Source organism: Desulfonatronum thiosulfatophilum (assembly GCF_900104215.1).
GTDB classification, from domain to species: domain Bacteria; phylum Desulfobacterota; class Desulfovibrionia; order Desulfovibrionales; family Desulfonatronaceae; genus Desulfonatronum; species Desulfonatronum thiosulfatophilum.
In genome coordinates this window covers 45,729-64,884 of record NZ_FMXO01000022.1, presented here as the reverse complement: position 1 = coordinate 64,884, position 19,156 = coordinate 45,729, and the positions used below count along the sequence as shown (strand labels likewise).

Sequence of the window (19,156 nt, the reverse complement as noted above, 5' to 3'; positions counted from 1 at the left end):
TATGTGACCGAGGTTACAGGGGCTACCAAAATGTAGGCGACACCAAAATCCTGCGGCCAGGGCGTCCGAAGAAAAGCGATAGCCCCTATCAACGGCGGATCGTCCGTGAGCGTTTTTGCCGTAGAGCAGGAATAGAGCCGATAATTGGTCACCTGAAACAGGATCATCGCTTGTCCCGAAACTACCTGAAAGGGGTTCTCGGCGACGCGATCAACCTGTTCATGGCTGCCGCGGCATTCAATTTCAGGAAGTGGATTCGGAAGTTCGAACACTTTTTTGCCCTTTTTACGCTTTGGCTGTTTTTGGCACCACAACCCGTCAGCCTACTATGATGATCCTGTAACGAAAATATCGGATTTTTCAGGCTCGACTAATTACCAAGGGGACAACTCCAACCACGTTAGGGCATCAATTTGTAGACGCGGGCATTAATTTCGTAAAAGCGGAATCAATAACTGATAGCGGTGATTTTATTTTCGATAAATTCGCGCATATTTCCGAAGAGACTCATCATTTCCTAAAAAGATCGATAATTCAATCTGGCGACGTTTTGTGCAGCATCGCAGGCACTATAGGACGTGTAGCCATAGTAAATAATTCCATCCTGCCAGCCAACACCAATCAGGCCATCGCCATTCTTCGAGTAAATCAAGAGAAGTGCCAATCGGAGTTTGTTTATTTGTTTTTAAAATCGACTGCTTTTCGCGAAATAATGGACGGGAAAATAGTCCATGCTGTGCAGCCTAATTTGAGCCTTGGCGAAATTGGGAATACAACCTTCTTATTGCCACCGGATGATGTGCTAAGGGAGTTTGAAAAGGTGATTAATCCGATCTTTGAAAAAAAGCGCAGCAACACTCTGCAAATCCGCACCCTCGAAAAACTCCGCGACACCCTGCTGCCCAAACTCATGAGCGGCGAAGTGCAGGTGACAATATGACAAACTCAAATCTCCCCGAAAAATTACCAAACTTTGTCATCTTCAAAACAGCAGATGGCAAAGTCAATATCGATGTCTATTTCCAGGACGATACGCTCTGGCTTACCCAAAAACTGATTGCCGAATTATTTGGCAAAGGGCGTTCAACCATCACCGAACACCTGAAAAATATTTTTGCGGAAGGAGAGCTGGATGAAGAACTGGTGTGTCGGAAATTCCGACACACCACTCAACACGGTGCCATCAAAGGCAAAACCCAGGAAAAAGAGATGCTGTATTACAACCTTCGAGCGATTACTGCCGTTGGTTACCGGGTCAATTCTCATCGCGCCACGGAATTCAGGAAATGGGCAACAGAAATCCTGCATGAATACATCATCAAAGGTTTTGTGATTGATGATGAACGCTTAAAGCAGATCAAGCATTTTGGACAGGATTACTTTGATGAGTTGCTTGAGCGCATTCGTGAAATCCGTCTGAGTGAGCGGCGACTCTATCAGAAAATCACCGATATCTATGCCTTGTCTGCTGATTATGACCGAAATGACGAAACCACCAAGGAATTTTTTGCCACGGTGCAAAACAAAATGCATTGGGCCATACAAGGGAAGACCGCTGCGGAAATTATTTATACCGAAGCAGACGCGCAGAAGATATTTATGGGCTTGAAAACCTGGAAGAATGCACCCGGCGGGAAAATTTTAAAATCCGATGTGATCATTGCCAAAAATTATCTCAATGAAGAACACCTCAAAGAGTTGGAAAGAATCGTATCCGCCTATCTTGATCTTGCGGAAAACAGGGCGCGCCGCGGCATTGTAACCAATATGAAAGACTGGGTTCAATTTCTGGACAAGTTCCTTGCCCTCTCGGATTATCCAATACTCCTGGATAAAGGCAAAATCTCAGCTTTGGAAGCAAAAATAAAAGCTGAAGCAGAATACTATAAATTCCGGGTCATTCAGGACAAACAGTACATTTCCGACTTTGACGAGGAAGTAAGAAAGCTGATCGGCAAAGATAAAGGCGGAAAAGGTGATGACTTCTAAAATTACCGAGTCCGCTATCGAAACCTTCGCCATCGGGCTGTTCGTGAAGCTCGGGTATCAGTACGTCTATGCCCCGGGCATCGCGCCGGACAGCGAAACGCCGGAGCGCGAACGCTTTGAGGATGTGTTGCTGCTGGAGCGGCTGCGCTCGGCGGTAGCGCGTATCAATCCGACCATTCCCGCCGATGTGCGCGAGGAGGCGATCAAGCAGGTTCAGCGCCTGAACTCGCCGGAACTCATCGCAAATAATGAAGCCTTTCACCGAATGCTGACCGAGGGCATCAAGGTCACCTACCAGCACAGAGGAAATGAGCGCGGAGACCTGGTGTGGCTGGTGGATTTCGCCCGGCCCGAGAACAACGAATTCGTCATTGCCAATCAGTTTACGGTGATCGGCCACCATACGAATCAGGGGCACCAGAGCAAGCGCCCGGATGTGGTCTTGTTCGTCAACGGTCTGCCGCTGGTGGTGATGGAACTCAAAAACGCCGCCGATGAAAACGCCACCATCAAATCCGCCTACCAGCAATTGCAGACCTACAAGGAAGTGATCCCCAGTCTTTTCACCTACAACGGCCTGTTGGTGATCTCCGACGGGCTGGAAGCCAAAGTGGGATCACTGTCCGCGGGGCTCTCCCGATTCATGGCGTGGAAAACGGCGGACGGCAAGCTGGAGGCATCCGCGCTGATCAGTCAGTTGGAAACCTTGATCCAGGGCATGTTGAACAAGGCAACGCTGCTGGATTTGCTGCGCCATTTTGTTGTGTTCGAAAAGTCAAAGAAAGAAGACCCGGCAACGGGTATTATCAGCATCAGCACGGTGAAGAAGCTGGCGGCGTATCACCAGTACTACGCCGTCAACGCGGCGGTGGCTTCCACCTTGCGGGCGACGAGTGAAGCGCCACGGGTAATGGCTGAAACGCCGGAGAGTTACGGCTTGGCAAGTGTTGATGCCCAACCGCCGGGAGACCGCAAGGCCGGAGTGGTGTGGCATACGCAGGGCAGCGGCAAATCGCTTACGATGGTTTTCTATACGGGCAAGATCGTCCTGGCGCTGGATAACCCCACCGTTGTCATGATCACCGACCGCAACGATCTGGATGATCAATTGTTCGATACATTTGCCGCCTGTACCCAGCTCTTGCGGCAGGAGCCGGTGCAGGTGGATGACCGTCAAGAGTTGAAACGGCTATTGCGAGTAGCGTCCGGCGGGGTGATCTTCACCACCATTCAGAAGTTCCAGCCGGAAGAAGGCAATGTCTACGAGGAACTGACCGACCGCCGCAATGTGGTGGTGATCGCCGACGAAGCGCACCGCACCCAGTACGGCTTCAAGGCTAAAACCGTGGACGAGAAAGACGCGCAAGGCAACATCACCGGCAAGCGGATTGTGTACGGCTTTGCCAAATATCTGCGCGACGCCCTGCCGAACGCGACCTACCTGGGTTTTACCGGGACGCCCATCGAAAAGACCGACGTCAACACCCCGGCGGTGTTCGGCAATTATGTCGATGTGTACGACATCGCCCAAGCGGTGGAGGACGGGGCCACCAAGAAAATTTACTACGAAAGCCGTCTGGCCAGGGTGTCGCTCAGCGCCGAGGGCAAGAAGCTCATAGCCGAACTGGACGAGGAGCTGGAACAGGACGAACTGACCGAGACCCAGAAGGCCAAGGCCAAGTGGACGAAGATGGAGGCCTTGGTCGGCGCGGAGCAGCGCATCCGGAATGTGGCGCGGGACATCGTGGCGCATTTCGAGCAACGCCAGGAAGTGTTTGCGGGCAAGGCGATGATCGTGGCCATGTCGCGGCGCATTGCGGCTGATCTGTATGAAGAGATCATCAAGCTGAAGCCGGAATGGCACTCACCCGATCTGACCAAGGGCGTGATCAAGGTGGTGATGACGGCGGCCTCCGCGGATGGCCCGAAACTGGCCGGGCATCACACCACCAAAGAGCAACGCAAGACCCTCGCCGAGCGCATGAAAGACCCCGATGACGAGCTGAAGCTGGTTATTGTGCGCGATATGTGGCTCACCGGCTTCGATGCGCCCTGTATGCACACCTTGTATATCGACAAGCCTATGAAGGGCCACAACCTGATGCAGGCCATTGCGCGGGTGAATCGGGTATATGGTGACAAGCCGGCGGGTTTGGTGGTGGACTATCTGGGCATTGCTTCCGATCTCAAGCAGGCGTTGTCGTTCTATGCCGATGCCGGTGGCAAGGGCGATCCGATGCTGGCCCAGGAACAGGCCGTGCAATTGATGCTGGAGAAGATCGAAGTGGTGGCCGGCATGTATCACGGCTTCCCTTACGAGGATTACTTCGAGGCCGACACCTCCAGAAAACTCTCAATGATCCTGGCGGCCGAGGAACATATCCTCGGGCTGGAGGATGGCAAGAAGCGTTATATCGACCAAGTCACCGCCCTGTCGCAGGCATTCGCCATCGCCATTCCTCATGAACAGGCCCTGGATGTGAAGGATGAAATCGCCTTCTTTCAGGCGGTGAAGGCGAGGCTTGCGAAGTTCGACAGCACCGGCACGGGTCGTACCAACGAGGAAATCGAATCAACCATCCGACAGGTGATCGACAAGGCGCTGGTGTCGGAGCAAGTCATTGATGTGTTCGACGCTGCCGGAATCAAGAAGCCCGATATTTCGATTCTTTCCGAGGAGTTCCTGCTGGAGCTGAAAAACAAGGAGCACAAAAACGTCGCGCTGGAAGTTCTCAAAAAACTGCTCAACGACGAAATCAAAGCGCGCGCCAAAAAGAATCTGGTGCAAAGCCGGACCCTGATGGAGATGCTGCAAGATGCCATCAAGCGATACCACGCCAAGGTGCTCACGGCGGTGGAGGTGATGGACGAGCTGATCAATATCAGCAAGGAAATCGTCAAATCGGATAAGCAGGCCGAAGAGCTCGGCATGAGTGACTATGAGTACGCTTTTTATACTGCCGTAGCCAACAACAAGAGCGCCAGAGAGTTAATGCAACAGGACAAGTTGCGCGAGTTGGCCATTGTATTGTTCGAACGAGTAAAAGCAAACGCTTCAATCGATTGGACAATGAAAGAAAGTGTAAAGGCAAAACTCAAAGTCATTGTAAAAAGGACTTTAAGACAATTCGGGTATCCGCCTGACATGCAAAAACTGGCAACCGAGACGGTGCTTAAGCAGGCGGAGATGTTGGCAAGTGAATTAACTTGCTCAGAATGAAGTTTGAGGGCAGCTGTTTCTGATCCTCCTTTTTGCAACGCATTCCCCAAGGGATCGACCAGCTCTGGGTCAGGGGCGGCTTTCCTTTGTCCTTTCTGTCGTCGTCGGAAAATCCAGCATTGAATGGAGAAGGGCCTTCATCAATACGATGACACAGTCTGCGTCCATTTCCGAGGATGTCGCACTTCTCTCTATTTCTTCCATAAAATTATCCTAACATGCCTCTACGCGTTTGAGGCGGCTCTCGATCTGGGCCACGGCCCCCGGACATCGGATCGTGACGGGCATTGAGCTTTCACGTTGACTGGAATTTTTCAGTGACAAGAATTTTTATCCTGTCCTTTTTTAACCTTTCTTTGGCTGCGGCCCTGAAGGCCAAGCTGGAACGACTCCGCTCCCGGGGCACTGGCCGAGGGCTACCAGCGTCTGCTGTTTGCCCCAGATGCCTGGACGGAGACCAGCTTCACCTATGCCCATACGTACCCGGCATCCGGTTATGCCGAATCTATTCCGGCCTACCGGGGCACCTATCGCTTTAAAAAGCATTTCTATCCGCACATCCCTGACCTGAAGCCCAGCGGGGAGGAGTACGACTGCGCCGTAACTTTGGACGCCCATCCGGACGTTGAGTGGTGGGTCCGCAATGTGGACCGGCAACCCGGATCCTTCTGGCTGCCCCTGTCCCATGGTCGTTTTTTTCCGGACTTCGTGGCCCGGCTCAAGGACGGAAGAACCTTGGTCCTGGAGTACAAAGGAGAACATCTGGCCACCGGGGACGATGCTCGTGAAAAACAGAGCATCGGCGAACTCTGGTCCGCCGGCAGCAACGGGCAGACCCTGTTCCTGATGGCTCTGCGCGAGGATGAGCAAGGACGGCACTTGGCCTTGCAGATTCAGGATTGCCTTGCTGGAAAGTGAACTGCTCGCATTTCCGTGATCAGCGAAAAAGAGCAGAAGGGCTGAAATTGCTTGATGAACCCTTCTTAGGGGGTATGAAATAACCGATATGCCATATTGATTACCCGATTTCTTGATGAACATGACCCGGAAAAAGGGAACCGCTCGCGATTTAAGGGAAAATGGAAAAAGCCTTCTTGTCCTGAGTCCGATACACTTTGAAATCTCGCTCATCCAGGGTCACAATATTCAAGATACGAGATTCCGAGGCAAGAACAACGAGGCTGGCATCAGCGAAATCCATGGGCAGGTCGGCATATTTGCTCATCAGCGTCCTGGCGGATTCCAGCGCCCGGAGATCTATTGGAACGAGTGTGACAATGCCCCGGAGGACATAATCCATGGCGGCCTGCTGGGCTTTCAAGGAAAAACTCAAGAGATACAGGACTTCCGTCAGCACGGGCTCCGTCGAGTAGAGCTTTCCGGAAAACGCGCCAAACCACTCAACGCACGCCTCATGAGAGGTTTCGCTTGCGTCGATCAACGCAACCCAGGGGCCGGTATCCAACAGCGCATTCACGATTCGCGGTCCTTCATTCCTTTGAGAATGTAGCGGCGGTGGTTTCGACCCAGATCAGGAATTCCACTGGTGACAACGCCGATCAGATCCGACGCCTTGTTGATGGGCTTGTTCTCCTGACCCTGGACCTCGTCGAAACGTTCGAGAAAGTCCTTGATGGCCAATCTGGCGATGTCTGACTTCTTCAAACCGGTTCGCAATGAAATATCGTGGACTTGTGTCATGTATTCTTCAGGTATGCGGATTGTCATTTGCATGATCGCCTCCTTTGTAAGCAAACTGACTACAAATTATGTGTTCGGCTTTATTTAGTCAATAAAATTACAATCAAGGATAAATCCAATATCACATCAGGCTTGCCCGGTTCTGAACGACCAATGAAATACGGAGAAAACCATGTCATCAACAGGCCGTCCGTTAGTCGCAAAAGGCAACTTTTCCCTACATGACGCATCCCGGAAAGAATTTTGATCACAGGTCGTCCGAGAAAAGGTTTGACCCGATCTACGTACAGATTTCGGTTATGAGTGATGAATTGATAATTTTTTGACATTTTTCCAGCATACTCGAAACTCTTTTTCTGCCAATATTTTGTTCACTATCAGATTAAACGGAAGCACCGAGTGTAAATCCCGGATGAGAATCTGCCTCGATAGCTGCTCCCTTCAACGCACTTTGGACGACAAGACACAATCAAGGATTCGAGTTGAAACGGAAGCCGTTGGTGTCGTCGAAAATTCCAGCATAAATGGAGAAGGGCCTTCATCGATACGATGAACGGTCTGCGTCCATTTCCGCGGATGTCGCACTTCTCTCTATTTCTTCCATAAAATTATCCAAACATGCCTCTACGCGTCTGAGGCGGCTCTCGATCTGAGCCACGGCCCCCGGACATCGGATCGTGACGGGCATTGAGCTTTCACGTTGACTGGAATTTTTCAGTGACTATCCAGTTAGCTGGTTCCTGGTGTTGTCCGGTTCTTTTCACTTTTCAGGCCTTGGTGACGAAGGGAGAATAATGATGAACAAAGTCGTGCACTTCGAGTTGCCCTCTGAAGACAGGGAACGGGCAAAGAAATTCTATGCGTTGGTATTCGGATGGAACATGGAGGACATGCCGCACAAGGACGACGTGTATACTTTCGCTATTACCACTCCGGTGGACGATCATTACATGCATACGGAAAAAGGGGCGATCAATGGCGGGATTTTCAAGAAGGAATCAGCCTTGCAACATCCGGTCGTGACCATTGAAGTTCCTTCCATCGACGATCACGTCAAATTGATCGAGCAGGCCGGTGGTCAACTCGTCGTGCCCAAGGGCGAAGTTCCGGATATGGGCTATTATGCGTATTTTCGCGATACAGAAGGGAATGTGATGGGGTTATGGGAGAACAAGGCGAAAGGGTGACCGGCTCATTTCGTTCACGATCCATGAGCTTGGCAAAGTGACCCAGGAAGGGCCAATGCGTTTGCTATGGGTGGATGTTCTCAAGATTTTGGCCATCTTCGGCGTCGTTCTCCTGCATGCTTCGGCGCCGTTTCTGGTTCCCTTCGAGGATTCCGCCGCATGGTGGACCGGGAATATCTACGACTCATTCGTCCGCTGGTGTGTTCCCTTGTTCGTCATGGTCAGCGGGGCTTTGGTGCTGCCCGGGGCGGACAAGGTTCCATTGCGGGAATTTCTTCTGGTCCGGATCAGAAGAATACTTATTCCCTTCCTTGTCTGGAGCGCCGTCTATTTTTTCTACGGAATTCAAGTCAAGGGAGACGAATACGGGATAGGTGATTTTTTCCCGCTGCTGTTCTCCGAGCCGATCTATTATCATCTGTGGTTCATCTACATGCTGGTCACCTTGTATCTTTTCGCGCCGGTGATCAGTGCGCTGCTGAACCAGGCGCCGAGGAAATTCGCATGGTATCTTGTGGGGCTCTGGTTCTGCTGGGCGTCGGTGCTGCCGATCATTCACGAACTGTTCGACTACGAAACCTACTTTGTCTCGGATCTGAACGAATACTCGGCCCTTAAGCTCAGCGGCTACTTTCTGCTGGGATATTTGCTCAAGGATGTCACGGTTCAATCAAAATCCCGCTTGTTCTTGCCGGCGCTCGTTTTTTTGGCCGGCGGGGCGGCCACCTCGGTTGGAACGTATCTGGCGAGCCGTCAGGCCGGCGAATTTGTCCATTTCTTCTATGATTACTTCAGCATTACTGTCGTTGCCATGGCTATACCGCTTTTTTTCATCGTGCGGAGCGTTTTCGACACGCGCAGGGTAATAACGGAAAACGGCAATGAACGTATCCGCATGAACTCCCCGAAGCTGCTGCAACGGATCGGGAAAAGCGTTTTCGGGATCTATTTGATCCATGCCCTGATTTTGGAACTCCTCCGGGACGGGCGTCTGGGGTTCACCATAGACCATGGCAGCGCGTTCGGAATGACCTTGCCCCTTGCCGTGGGAATACCATTTTTTGCATTAAGTATTTTTGTCCTTTCGTTGAGCCTGGTCTTCATCTTCAGCCTTGTGCCCTTCATGAGGAAAATAATCGCATGAACCTTTCCAAACACATCAAACTGGTTATCATGGCCTGGGTCGGATTCATGTTCCTGATTGCCTTACGATCCAATGCCCCCGCGGATGTTCAATTTGTCGAGGACTATATTTCATTCACGCAAGTGGCAGACCTTCCCCTGCGCAATCTTCCTGAAAAGCAGGCCTGGCAGAAGGCTGCACCGGAGGTTGTTGAAATATCCATTCCAAGACAGGGGAATGAGTCCGGGCAGCCTGCGCTCTGGTACAACTCGGGGAGCGATGGAAAAAAACCGTTGCTCCTGGCTCTGCACAGTTGGAGCGACAGCTATTTGCAACATTACGGCATTCCCTACGGCGTCTTTGCCGTGAAGAACGACTGGATCTTCATGCATCCTGATTTTCGCGGCCGATTCGACAACGCGGATGCCACGGGCTCGGAAAAGGCGGTCCGGGACGTGCTCCAGGCCCTGGAGTACGCCAAGGCCAATGCCGAGGTGGATGAAAGTCGGATTTATCTGGCCGGTTTTTCCGGCGGGGCGATGATGTCGCTGATCATGGTCGGTCGATATCCGGACAAGTTCACGGCTGCCCTGGCATCCGTGCCGGTATACGACCTCAATGACTGGTATGACTATCTGGAAGAAGCCCAGTTGTTTTACGCTGACCGCTACCAAAGAGACATCGAGGCCTCCTGCGGCGGCAATCCGACCGTGAGCGACCAGGCGCGGGAGGAATGCCGGAAGAGAAGCCCATCAACATACCTGTCCCAGGCCCGCGGCACTGAGGTTCAGGTGTATGTCGGCGGGGGCATGGGCGATCCCTTTGTCCCGCCTTCCCACGCCATCCGGGCATTCAATGAACTTGCCGACGAAGAAGATAGAATTTCAGAGGAAGATTTTATGTACATTGATGAAAACAAAGCTCTGCCTGAACACCTTCAGGGACAGGAAGTATCGGACCCTTTTTTCGAGAAGGCGGGCCTTCCGGTTGTATTGAAGCGAAAATCAAACAATGCGACCATCGTTCTTTTCGACGGGGGGCACGATATCGTCTACAATCAGGGACTGGATTGGCTTTCGAAACAACAACGGTAATTTTAAGGACCATTTGGGACATGTATCAAAGCACAAGCCTTGTTCATGATTTTAACATTTGAGGTATTGCATGAATATTGCGGCAATGAAGAACAGCCTTACTTATCTTTTCTTTTTTTGGGGGGCCTGGTTGCTTATGACGGTGGCTGCGGCTTCGGTTGCTCAGGCCTGGGAAACGGACTTGTTGGGGGAAAAGTATACGATGCTCCAGCATAAAGATGAAATACATTCGATTTCACCGCTTGAGCTGAAGTTGATCAAAGAAGGGTTTGTTGATGTCCAGAATCTGGACCCATCCATTCTGGTTGATCTGAAATACGCCCGGGATGACAATTTCATGGGAGCAAGCGCATACGGTGATTTCACCCGTGCTTATCTGCGCCCCGAACCCTCGAAAATGCTCGTCAGGGCCAGTGCAATACTCCAGGAGCGCCACCCGGACCTGCGGATCCTGGTCGGGGACGCGCTGAGACCGCGATCCATCCAGCACAAGATGTGGAAGCTTGTTGTCGGGACGTCCAAGCAGCATTACGTGGCAAACCCCTTTGCCGGCTCGATGCACAATTACGGAGCAGCGGTGGACGTGACCCTGGTCAACGTGCGAACCGGAGAAAAGTTCGACATGGGAACGCCCATGGACCACTTCGGACCATTGTCCCAGCCTCGACTGGAAGAATATTATCTCCAAGAGGGCGAACTGACCAAGGAACAAATCGCAAACCGGCGTATCCTGCGCAGCGTCATGGTTGATGCGGGCTGGCATCCTCTGGAAATAGAGTGGTGGCACTATGATGCCTTTGCCAAGGATGTCGTTCGAAAAAAATATTCGATCATTGAATAGATGCAACTACTCAGCTGCGTTCCGGCTTGTCTCGATTTTTCGGCATCGCAACTCCTTCGCCGGCTTCGTAACATCTAACCATTGCACGAATAAACAGCATTTTGTGCTTTATGCGTCCGGCAATGGTTCGATGAACGAATCCTGGCTCAGTCAGACAGGCGATGCCAAAAAATCGAGACAAGCCGGAACACTCCAGGTCTTGCTGTGAGATGAGCTGAGTTGTTACGAATAGATTTGAATACTCCTTCCTGATCTCCAGCCGTCTTCGGTTTTTTCAAGCAATCGGATCAACGTCTTCCGGCGATGATCCAAGCTGATCATTGCTGAACTTCCTCGGCAACAACACCAGACTGCTCAATAATCCTTGATCGTCAGCCATGCGCGTTTACACATGCTTTTGGTCATCTGCCAGGGATGAAAACTCACGGGGTTGAGGCGTTCCGGCGTCTTGAAGGGGGGCAGGCTCAGCTGTGAGGGCATGAGCAGCGGAAAGGCGAGTTGGTCCAGGTCGTGCCCCGGCAGGTTCTTGCGGCGTGCTTCCCGCCAGAGCGGAACCTGCTCCGGTCTGAAATCCAGGGCATGGTAGAGCGCCGTGTCCAGCGCCACGGCGTTGTTCGAGGCCGCGAGTAGTCCCAGCCGGCACGGCGATCCCCCGGTGGGGCCGGTGCCATGCATGGCCGTTACGGCGTCGATGAGGTTTGTGGTCGGCGGCAAGTGTTCCTGAAGGTCCAGGATCAGTTCGGCCAGATCATCTCCCTGACCGTGGCGAACGTGGGCCATGGCCTTGCGCATTCCGCTGACGCAGCCGAAAAGATTCTTGGCCGCCGCGGTGACGAACAACTGACCGTGGGCCTTGAGCTTGGGCAGGTTGAAAAGCAGATCGACATCCAGAACGTGGCGGGAAAGACCGACCTGGATGCCGCAGGCCAGAGTGCGTCGGACCGGAGCGCCCAAATCGACGAGAGGGACGTGCAGATCGGCCAGGACATCCACCAAGCCGGCGGCCCGCGCCACCTGCCGGGCTGAGCCGAAGGCCGGCGAATCTCCCACCTGAACACGCACGCCGTAATCCGACAAGACAATGCACAAAGCCCGGACAACCTGGGGGTGGGGGCAGGAGAGACGGGCGTTGCGGCTGGAGACGAGATTGGGTTTGACCAGAATCTTGTCCCCCCGATGGAAAATACGTCCCAATGCTTGGCAGCATTGGTGGATGCCTTCCGCAAGCAGGGCAGGCTCGTAATGCGCGCATTGGAGCAGGGCAACGGGAATGGGATCGAGACGGGATGCAGTGGGGATGTCAGTCATAATTGAGACTTTGGTGGCGGTGAAGCCAGTTTCGGTACGCGTAAGCAATTTCAACCCCGGTGACAAGTTCCGTATGTTTACGCATTCCAGCAGGTTTATTGAACAGCCTGTGGATGCGAACTTTATCATCACTGTTAATCGTCATGGCGCATGTTGAAAGCATCCTGTCCGTCCCGGACACCGCGGTTTTTTGCCTTTGGCTGTGCTGGACGTAATGGTGGGGGTTGGCTATGTGAGTCTGCCTTCGGACAATGTTTGCTGAATTGTAACTACTCAGCTGAGGTCCGGCTTGCCTTGATTTTGCGGCCTCGCAGACTCCTTCGCCGGCTTCGTAACATCAAACCATTGCGTGAATAAACAGCATTTAGAGCTTCAAGTGCTTGGCAATGGTTTGATGAACGAATCCTGGCTCAGTCAAACATGCGAGACCGCAAAATCAAGGCAAGCCGGACCAATCCTGGGTACTTTAAGAATATGCTGAATAGTTACGCTGAATTTTGGGATGCCAAGGCTGGAGAACATGAATAATGAATATCGTGCACATTGATGAAATCCGGCCTGGAATGGTGCTTGCCGCGGATGTTCGGGACAGCAACGGTCGATTCCTGGCTGGAAAGGGTGAACTTCTTGACGAAAGCCATCTCCGGATTTTCCGGATCTGGGGGGTGACGGAAATTGAGAGCGAAAACGGGGACGATCTGAACTTTCGGAACAGTTCTCTAGAGGTCATTTCCGAAGAACTCTGGGAGGAAGCCTCGGAAGCAGTGGTTCGGCGCATGGGCGTGGCAACCGCTGATGAACATCCGGCATCGTCTGAATTGCGCCGGATATTCACATTGCGTACTGCACGCTGGTTGAGTGAGAATCCGGAATTATCCGCTGCCGCGGACGGAGCCGCCGCCATTGTCGAGGACGAAAGGGCAATGGCAGCTCCGCCAATGCGGATCGACCCCCGACGATTCCTGGATGAAGAGGTGGAGCTGGTCAGCCTGCCCGCCATCCTCACCCAGATTCTCGCGGCGATCAACAACCCGCTCAGTTCGGCCACCTGTCTTGCCGAAATAATCAGTCGAGATCAGGGGCTCGCCGCCAAGCTTTTGAAAATGGCCAACAGTTCGTATTTCGGATTTCCAGGACGCGTGGATACCATATCCCGTGCCGTGACCATCGTGGGAACCAATCAGTTGAGCATGCTCGCCATGGGAGCGATGGTCGTGGCCAAGGTTCAGGATATTCCCTCGGACCTGATGGACATGGAATCGTACTGGAAGCATTGCATTGCGTGCGGCATCGGGGCCAGAGTGCTCATGGGCTCCAGACGAACCGGCAACCCGGAAATGTATTTCGTTGCCGGCCTGCTGCACAGCCTGGGCCATCTCGTGCTTATGAAATACTTTCCCATCCAGTCCCGGTATGCCCTTCTGGAGTCAAGAAAACGGAACATTCCGCTGACGGTTCTGGAAAAGGAATTGTTCGGTTTTGATCACGCCTGGTTTGGCGGGGCCATTCTGAAACGATGGAAATTTCCCTTTCAGCTCGAGCAGGCGGTGCGGTACCAATACATGCCGTTGAAAGCAACTTCTCCCATGGATGTGACCATGGTTCACATAGCCGGCATTCTGGCCAAGGGGATGGATCCGGGATGGAAGCACGGATACCCGTTGCCTCCTCTGGACTGTAAGGCGTGGGATCTTGTTCAGCTTGCACCCAGCATCTTGTCGCCGACCCTCAATCTCATGGCCGGGCAGGTGGATGGAATGTACCGGATGCTGTTTGACAAAAGCCGGAAGGATTCCTGAATGCTGGTCAACGTACCGTAGATTTACATCTTGTTGATAGAAATATGAGATCCAAAAAAGCATCCTCGCAAGTCCTTGCCCTTGAAGCCCAAGTGCAAGAGCTTTCGCAAAAGCTCGAACATCTTCAGAAGGTGACTCTGGCCACCATGGACTCTCTGGATATGATCCTGGGGCTCGGCGACTTCCTGCCGTCCATCAATCGCCTGTCCAGCCCTGAGCCCATCGTCAAGGAAACGTTGCAACAGGTGGGAATGCTGATTCCGTTTCAGGCCAGGGGGATCTGCATCGTGGATGAGGAGGACGGCGATTTCATCCTGAACCGGGTGGAACCTTCGCAGTTGCGGCCGCGGTTGGCTGACGAGATGAACGCTCTGATCTATCAAGGTGTGTTCAGCTGGGCGTTGCGCGAAAAGCGGGCCGTGACCGTTCCCGGCATCACGACCCCGGACCGGATCGTGCTGCACGCCCTGGCCACAAGTTCGAGAATTCGAGGGATGTTCATTGGTATCGTAGCTCCTGAGGTCGATGTCATTCCGGATGTCCGGTGGTCCATTTTATCCATTATGCTTCAGTTTTGCGCCGGCAATCTTGAAAGCTATGAATTGTACCGCATTCTGCGGGATTCCAACCATACCCTCAGCCCGTAACCTCTGGCCTCTGTCGTGCACTTTGCAACTACTCAGCCGAGGTCCGGCTTGCCTTGATTTTACGGCCTCGCAGACTCCTTAACCGGATTCGTTCATCAAACCATTGCGTGAATAAACAACATTTGGAGCTTCAAGTGCTTGGCAATGGTTTGATGAACGAATCCTGGCTCAGTCAAACATGCAAGACCGCAAAATCAAGGCAATCCGGACCAATTCTGTGTACTTTCAGAATATGCTGAATAGTTGTGCGCATTTTTGCACCTGACTCGTAGCGGCGGAATTGCCTGCACATCCGAACCGGTCCGTCCCACGTGCCGTGAAAGCGTTCCCGCCTTGCTTCCAGCCATAAGGCATGGTATATTCAGAAAATATGTTCGACATTACAACATTCATTCGTGAACTGGCTTTAATAGCCGTACCTGTTCTCATTGCAATAACGTGTCACGAAGCTGCCCATGGATTTGCCGCTTGGCGGTTGGGCGATCCTACAGCCCGCCTTGCCGGAAGATTGACCTTCAATCCAGTCAAGCATGTGGACCCCATCGGCACCATCGCCTTTCCCCTGCTTCTCGTTCTGATCAAGAGTCCCTTCATCTTTGGCTGGGCCAAGCCTGTTCCGGTCAATCCCCGTTACTTCCAGGATCCCGTCAGGGGCATGATGCTGGTTTCGCTGGCCGGACCAGGGACCAACTTCGCTCTGGCTGTGGCGTTTGCAGCCATGTTTCATGCCTTGATCTGGATTGCGGTTCTGCTGGGCGGGGCCGGGATGAGCGTGATCGAGCCTTTGGCTCTGATGGCCCGCTACGGCGTGATCATCAACCTGATCCTGGGCATATTCAATCTGTTTCCCATCCCGCCGCTAGATGGGTCCAAGATTCTGGCCGGATTTTTGCCCGTGGAAGGGGCGCGTTTCATCTACAATTTCGAGCGGTACGGATTCATCGTTCTCATCCTGCTGTTGATGACCGGGGTTTTACAGAGCGTGCTGCTGCCGCTGGTATCGTTTTTTTCAGGAGTTTTGCTCTAGACGCGCTGCCGACGATGCTCATTCGTCGGCACCAGTTCTTTCATCCACCACCACGAGGAATCGTTTTCGATGGCAACAACCCAACAACGAATTGTCTCCGGGATGCGTCCCACAGGCCCGCTCCATCTGGGGCACTATTTCGGCGTTCTCGAAAACTGGATCGCCCTGCAGGACGAGTACGAGTGCTTTTTCTTTGTCGCGGACTGGCATGCTCTGACCAGCGAATATGCCACTCCCGGCAGGATCAAGCAGTTCGTCCCGGAATTGGTGCTGGACTGGGTGGCTGCCGGACTGGATCCTGAAAAGTGCACCATCTTCCTGCAATCCCAAATCAAGGAGCATGCGGAACTGCAACTGCTGTTCTCCATGTTCACGCCCCTGGGCTGGCTGGAACGCAACCCAACGTACAAGGAAGTGAAAGGCGAACTTGAGGGCGCGAAGGATTTGAACACCTACGGCTTTCTAGGCTACCCCGTGCTCATGGCCGCGGACATCCTGATCTATCGGCCGCATCTCGTGCCTGTGGGCCAGGATCAGTTGCCGCACCTGGAACTGACTCGGGAAATCGCACGAAGATTCAACTTTCTGTACACGCCGCTCTTTCCGGAACCGCAAGCCAAGCTGACCGAAGCGCAGAAACTGCCCGGACTTGACGGCCGAAAAATGAGCAAGAGCTACGGCAACGCCATTCATCTCTCGGAAACCATGGAGCAGGTTACTCCGAAAATAATGGGCATGCTCACGGACACGAACCGGATGCGCAAGAAAGATCCCGGCAATCCGGATCAGTGCAACATGTACCCATATCACGTACTGATGACGGATGCCGAGACACGCAAGGAAATAACATCCGGCTGCACTCAGGCCGCCTTGGGTTGCGTGGATTGCAAAAAAATGCTGCTGAAAAGTCTGGAACGGTTTCTCGGACCGATTCAGGAGCGTCGCGCCGCGCTGGAGGCAAATCCGAAGCGCATCTGGGAATTGCTGGAGGCCGGGAATCGCAGGGCGCATGACGTGGCCGTCCAGACCTTGACTCAGACCCGGGAGCGGCTCAATCTGGAGTACGGTGAATTGTCCGCATCGGGAAACTGAGCATGTGATTTCGCAGGCATTGCCGCTCTGAGATCTTGGAGATGATATGAAGCTGATCAAGGTTCTCTTCTTAACTCTGCTTTTTGTTCTGACCATGCTTTTTGCGGTCCAAAATGCGGATATCCTTGCCATTCGGATACCCTTTGCCTTCACTTGGGAGCCTTATTTCGCCTATGGATTTGAACTCCCGTTTCTGGGGTTGCTGGCTTTTCTTTTTGTTACCGGTTTTTTGCTGACCAGCTTCAAATACTTCGGCGAATACTTCGCCTTAAGTCGTGCTCTCGAGGACACTGAAAAGAACGTAATGGCCCTGGAGCGGGAACTGGCACCCGAGCCCAAGTCCGAACCCGCTTCCGAGCCCAAGACTGAACCGCTTCCCGAAACCGGCTCAGACCTGCCCGAGCCCGAAACCGAAAAAACTGAAATCAAAATCAAGCCGGCGTTCCCTCCTGAACAGAAACAGGATTCAGTCCGGGGAGACGAGCCGGCTGTCGGCCATGAACCGACCTCCACCACATCAGATCAGAAAACGGCTGCCGAGCGGATTGCCATGCCGCCCGCAGCATCCCATACACTTCATATTCCTTCGGAGCCCACCATGCAGACATCTACTCCTGAATCCACCGTGGAAAAGAAAACCGTTACCTCCAAAGATGCAGCGCCAATGGATGATGAAATCCTTGTCCGGCCCGCGGGGCCAGGTTGGGGCGCCACCGTGTTGCTGGCCGCGGCCATGGCTCTGGTGATCAGCAGCGGCGTCTACATCGTGCTCAACGAGCAGATCTCCTCCTTTTCGGAACATCTTGGCGAACTGCACGTGCAAAGCGGGCATATGAATTCGGTCCAGGAGGAGATGGCCCGGACCATGGAGCAGGAACGGATTGCTTTTCAGGAGGAAATGGCCGCAATGGGTCGGCAGCAGGCTTTGATATTGGACAACCTGGGATATCTGGACCAGCAGATGCAGGTGCTTCAGAATCTGCCCGATGTCCTCCGCAATCGTCTCATGGCCGGCTTCCTGCGCGACGCCGCCGCCAAGACGGCTTATCTGGAAACGCAGGTCGAAACGCAGGAACAACGTGAAACCTTGGAACGCGTCCAGCAAATGCTTCATGATTTGGCCGAGGACCTGGATGGAGATGAGTCCGCGCAGTAGGCGGTTTTTGGCGGTCAGACGTCCATGATCTGGCCGCTTCAAGTCGAAGCTTTTTTCGGTAGAGCGACCTTTGAAACCATTACTCACGCCGTCACATCCGGACGACGCTCGCCGCGCGTTTGACATCGTCTTAAAACTGCAACACCCGGCAGGTAGCGCATGCGCATCATAACCTTTGCCAATCATAAGGGCGGTGTCGGCAAGACGACAACCGTGGTCAACACGGCGGATATCCTTTCCCGTTGGGGTAAGCGGATTCTGGTCGTGGACATGGACCCCCAGGGCAACTCCACCCTGACTCTGGGGCGCAAGGATCCCTTCGAGCACCAGTATACCATCGGTCATCTCCTGGCGGACAAGGAACTGTCCGTTGCCGATTGCGCACACTCGGTCAATGGAAATCTGGATCTGATTCCATCCAACCTGCATGCCTATTCCCAACTTGCTCTGCTGCCGCCCAATTCGGCAAAGCGGATCTTCGGTCTGCGGGAAAAATTGGAAGCCGTCAGGGGTGCGGACAATGGCTATGATCTCGTGCTGGTGGATTGTCCTCCCCAGATTGAAGGACCGTTGATCACCAACGCGGTTGCCGCTTCGGACGTTTACATTCTCCCAGTGGACGGCGAGTCCCTGTACGCCTTGCAGGGCACGAATCACCTGATCCAGGCCATCGAGGCAATCCGGGAAGACACGAACTCCGACATTCGACTGCTGGGAGTCCTGGTGACCATGTACAATCCTCGGACCACAGCCAGTCGGCTGGTCATGGATGCCGTGCGAGAGTTCTTTGGTGACGCCCTCTTTCAAACCGTGATCCGGCGCAATACGACCCTGAACAAGGCAAATCTGAGTCAGCAAAGCATATTCGATCTGGATCCGGCTTCGTTCGGATGCCAGGATTATCAAAAATTTGCCACGGAAATGCTTTCGCGGGTGGAGACGGGACAAAAACCCTAAACTGCATGGAGAAGC

At 53.2% G+C, this 19,156-nt stretch carries 17 protein-coding genes and 1 pseudogene; 15 read left to right on the top strand and 3 right to left on the bottom strand.

What is annotated here, in order from left to right:
• The 5 genes and pseudogenes from BLP93_RS17485 to BLP93_RS15875 form a co-directional block, all read left to right on the top strand.
• Positions 1 to 260: pseudogene (locus BLP93_RS17485) on the top strand (transposase); the annotation flags it as partial.
• 95 nt (positions 261 to 355) lie between these two features.
• Entirely contained in the window at positions 356 to 940 is a 585-nt protein-coding gene (locus BLP93_RS15890; RefSeq protein WP_092123812.1) for a restriction endonuclease subunit S, read from the top strand.
• Complete coding sequence (locus tag BLP93_RS15885) at positions 937 to 1,989, top strand: virulence RhuM family protein (RefSeq protein WP_092123810.1); 1,053 nt, start codon at positions 937 to 939, stop codon at positions 1,987 to 1,989. The genes BLP93_RS15890 and BLP93_RS15885 overlap by 4 nt, the downstream gene beginning before the upstream one ends.
• Entirely contained in the window at positions 1,979 to 5,209 is a 3,231-nt protein-coding gene (locus BLP93_RS15880) for a type I restriction endonuclease subunit R (protein WP_092123808.1), read from the top strand. The genes BLP93_RS15885 and BLP93_RS15880 overlap by 11 nt, the downstream gene beginning before the upstream one ends.
• A 606-nt stretch (positions 5,210 to 5,815) precedes the next feature.
• Entirely contained in the window at positions 5,816 to 6,127 is a 312-nt protein-coding gene (locus BLP93_RS15875; RefSeq protein WP_092123806.1) for a hypothetical protein, read from the top strand.
• Between the two features lie 151 nt (positions 6,128 to 6,278).
• Here BLP93_RS15875 and BLP93_RS15870 read toward each other — a convergent pair whose 3' ends face one another.
• A complete protein-coding gene (locus tag BLP93_RS15870) occupies positions 6,279 to 6,686 on the bottom strand; it encodes a type II toxin-antitoxin system VapC family toxin (protein WP_161946373.1) in 408 nt (135 codons plus the stop codon).
• Entirely contained in the window at positions 6,683 to 6,943 is a 261-nt protein-coding gene (locus BLP93_RS15865) for a ribbon-helix-helix domain-containing protein (protein WP_092123802.1), read from the bottom strand. The genes BLP93_RS15870 and BLP93_RS15865 overlap by 4 nt, the downstream gene beginning before the upstream one ends.
• A gap of 761 nt (positions 6,944 to 7,704) precedes the next feature.
• On the opposite strand from BLP93_RS15865, the gene BLP93_RS15860 reads away from it, so the two are divergent.
• From BLP93_RS15860 to BLP93_RS15845, 4 genes are all read left to right on the top strand, one after another.
• Complete coding sequence (locus tag BLP93_RS15860) at positions 7,705 to 8,097, top strand: VOC family protein (RefSeq protein WP_092123800.1); 393 nt, start codon at positions 7,705 to 7,707, stop codon at positions 8,095 to 8,097.
• Positions 8,098 to 8,152: 55 nt separating this feature from the next.
• Positions 8,153 to 9,241, top strand: coding sequence for an acyltransferase (locus BLP93_RS15855; RefSeq protein ID WP_092123798.1), 1,089 nt, complete (start codon positions 8,153 to 8,155; stop codon positions 9,239 to 9,241).
• Positions 9,238 to 10,314, top strand: a complete 1,077-nt coding sequence (locus tag BLP93_RS15850) for an alpha/beta hydrolase family protein (RefSeq protein ID WP_092123796.1) — start codon at positions 9,238 to 9,240, stop codon at positions 10,312 to 10,314. The genes BLP93_RS15855 and BLP93_RS15850 overlap by 4 nt, the downstream gene beginning before the upstream one ends.
• 70 nt (positions 10,315 to 10,384) lie before the next feature.
• Positions 10,385 to 11,155, top strand: a complete 771-nt coding sequence (locus tag BLP93_RS15845) for a M15 family metallopeptidase (protein WP_244148791.1) — start codon at positions 10,385 to 10,387, stop codon at positions 11,153 to 11,155.
• A gap of 354 nt (positions 11,156 to 11,509) precedes the next feature.
• On the opposite strand, the gene BLP93_RS15840 is transcribed toward BLP93_RS15845, so the two are convergent.
• A complete protein-coding gene (locus tag BLP93_RS15840) occupies positions 11,510 to 12,463 on the bottom strand; it encodes a DUF362 domain-containing protein (RefSeq protein WP_161946372.1) in 954 nt (317 codons plus the stop codon).
• A 527-nt stretch (positions 12,464 to 12,990) separates the two neighbouring features.
• Between BLP93_RS15840 and BLP93_RS15835 the strand changes: the two genes are divergently transcribed.
• From BLP93_RS15835 to BLP93_RS15810, 6 genes are all read left to right on the top strand, one after another.
• On the top strand, positions 12,991 to 14,262 hold the full coding sequence (locus tag BLP93_RS15835) for an HDOD domain-containing protein (protein WP_092123792.1): 1,272 nt from the start codon (positions 12,991 to 12,993) through the stop codon (positions 14,260 to 14,262).
• Positions 14,263 to 14,306: 44 nt separating this feature from the next.
• Positions 14,307 to 14,909, top strand: a complete 603-nt coding sequence (locus tag BLP93_RS15830; RefSeq protein WP_092123790.1) for a hypothetical protein — start codon at positions 14,307 to 14,309, stop codon at positions 14,907 to 14,909.
• Between the two features lie 370 nt (positions 14,910 to 15,279).
• Complete coding sequence (locus BLP93_RS15825; protein ID WP_092123788.1) at positions 15,280 to 15,936, top strand: site-2 protease family protein; 657 nt, start codon at positions 15,280 to 15,282, stop codon at positions 15,934 to 15,936.
• A 69-nt stretch (positions 15,937 to 16,005) separates the two neighbouring features.
• The gene (trpS, locus tag BLP93_RS15820) at positions 16,006 to 17,028 is read left to right on the top strand and encodes a tryptophan--tRNA ligase (RefSeq protein WP_092123787.1); all 1,023 of its coding nucleotides are present in this window, start codon (positions 16,006 to 16,008) and stop codon (positions 17,026 to 17,028) included.
• 46 nt (positions 17,029 to 17,074) lie between these two features.
• On the top strand, positions 17,075 to 18,184 hold the full coding sequence (locus BLP93_RS15815; protein WP_092123785.1) for a LapA family protein: 1,110 nt from the start codon (positions 17,075 to 17,077) through the stop codon (positions 18,182 to 18,184).
• Between the two features lie 159 nt (positions 18,185 to 18,343).
• Positions 18,344 to 19,141 carry a ParA family protein gene (locus BLP93_RS15810; protein ID WP_092123783.1) on the top strand — a complete coding sequence of 266 codons (798 nt, stop codon included), beginning with the start codon at positions 18,344 to 18,346 and terminating at the stop codon, positions 19,139 to 19,141.
• The last annotated feature ends 15 nt before the right edge of the window (positions 19,142 to 19,156 follow it).

Excerpts from the sequence above, each read along its gene's own strand:
- BLP93_RS15865 (WP_092123802.1), bottom strand. The coding sequence starts at position 6,943 with ATGCAAATGACAATCCGCATACCTGAAGAATACATGACACAAGTCCAC.
- trpS (WP_092123787.1), top strand. The coding sequence starts at position 16,006 with ATGGCAACAACCCAACAACGAATTGTCTCCGGGATGCGTCCCACAGGC.
- BLP93_RS15835 (WP_092123792.1), top strand. The coding sequence starts at position 12,991 with ATGAATATCGTGCACATTGATGAAATCCGGCCTGGAATGGTGCTTGCC.
- BLP93_RS15825 (WP_092123788.1), top strand. The coding sequence starts at position 15,280 with ATGTTCGACATTACAACATTCATTCGTGAACTGGCTTTAATAGCCGTA.
- BLP93_RS15845 (WP_244148791.1), top strand. The coding sequence starts at position 10,385 with ATGAATATTGCGGCAATGAAGAACAGCCTTACTTATCTTTTCTTTTTT.
- BLP93_RS15860 (WP_092123800.1), top strand. The coding sequence starts at position 7,705 with ATGATGAACAAAGTCGTGCACTTCGAGTTGCCCTCTGAAGACAGGGAA.
- BLP93_RS15855 (WP_092123798.1), top strand. The coding sequence starts at position 8,153 with ATGCGTTTGCTATGGGTGGATGTTCTCAAGATTTTGGCCATCTTCGGC.
- BLP93_RS15880 (WP_092123808.1), top strand. The coding sequence starts at position 1,979 with ATGACTTCTAAAATTACCGAGTCCGCTATCGAAACCTTCGCCATCGGG.
- BLP93_RS15830 (WP_092123790.1), top strand. The coding sequence starts at position 14,307 with ATGAGATCCAAAAAAGCATCCTCGCAAGTCCTTGCCCTTGAAGCCCAA.
- BLP93_RS15840 (WP_161946372.1), bottom strand. The coding sequence starts at position 12,463 with ATGACTGACATCCCCACTGCATCCCGTCTCGATCCCATTCCCGTTGCC.
- BLP93_RS15815 (WP_092123785.1), top strand. The coding sequence starts at position 17,075 with ATGAAGCTGATCAAGGTTCTCTTCTTAACTCTGCTTTTTGTTCTGACC.
- BLP93_RS15885 (WP_092123810.1), top strand. The coding sequence starts at position 937 with ATGACAAACTCAAATCTCCCCGAAAAATTACCAAACTTTGTCATCTTC.
- BLP93_RS15810 (WP_092123783.1), top strand. The coding sequence starts at position 18,344 with ATGCGCATCATAACCTTTGCCAATCATAAGGGCGGTGTCGGCAAGACG.
- BLP93_RS15850 (WP_092123796.1), top strand. The coding sequence starts at position 9,238 with ATGAACCTTTCCAAACACATCAAACTGGTTATCATGGCCTGGGTCGGA.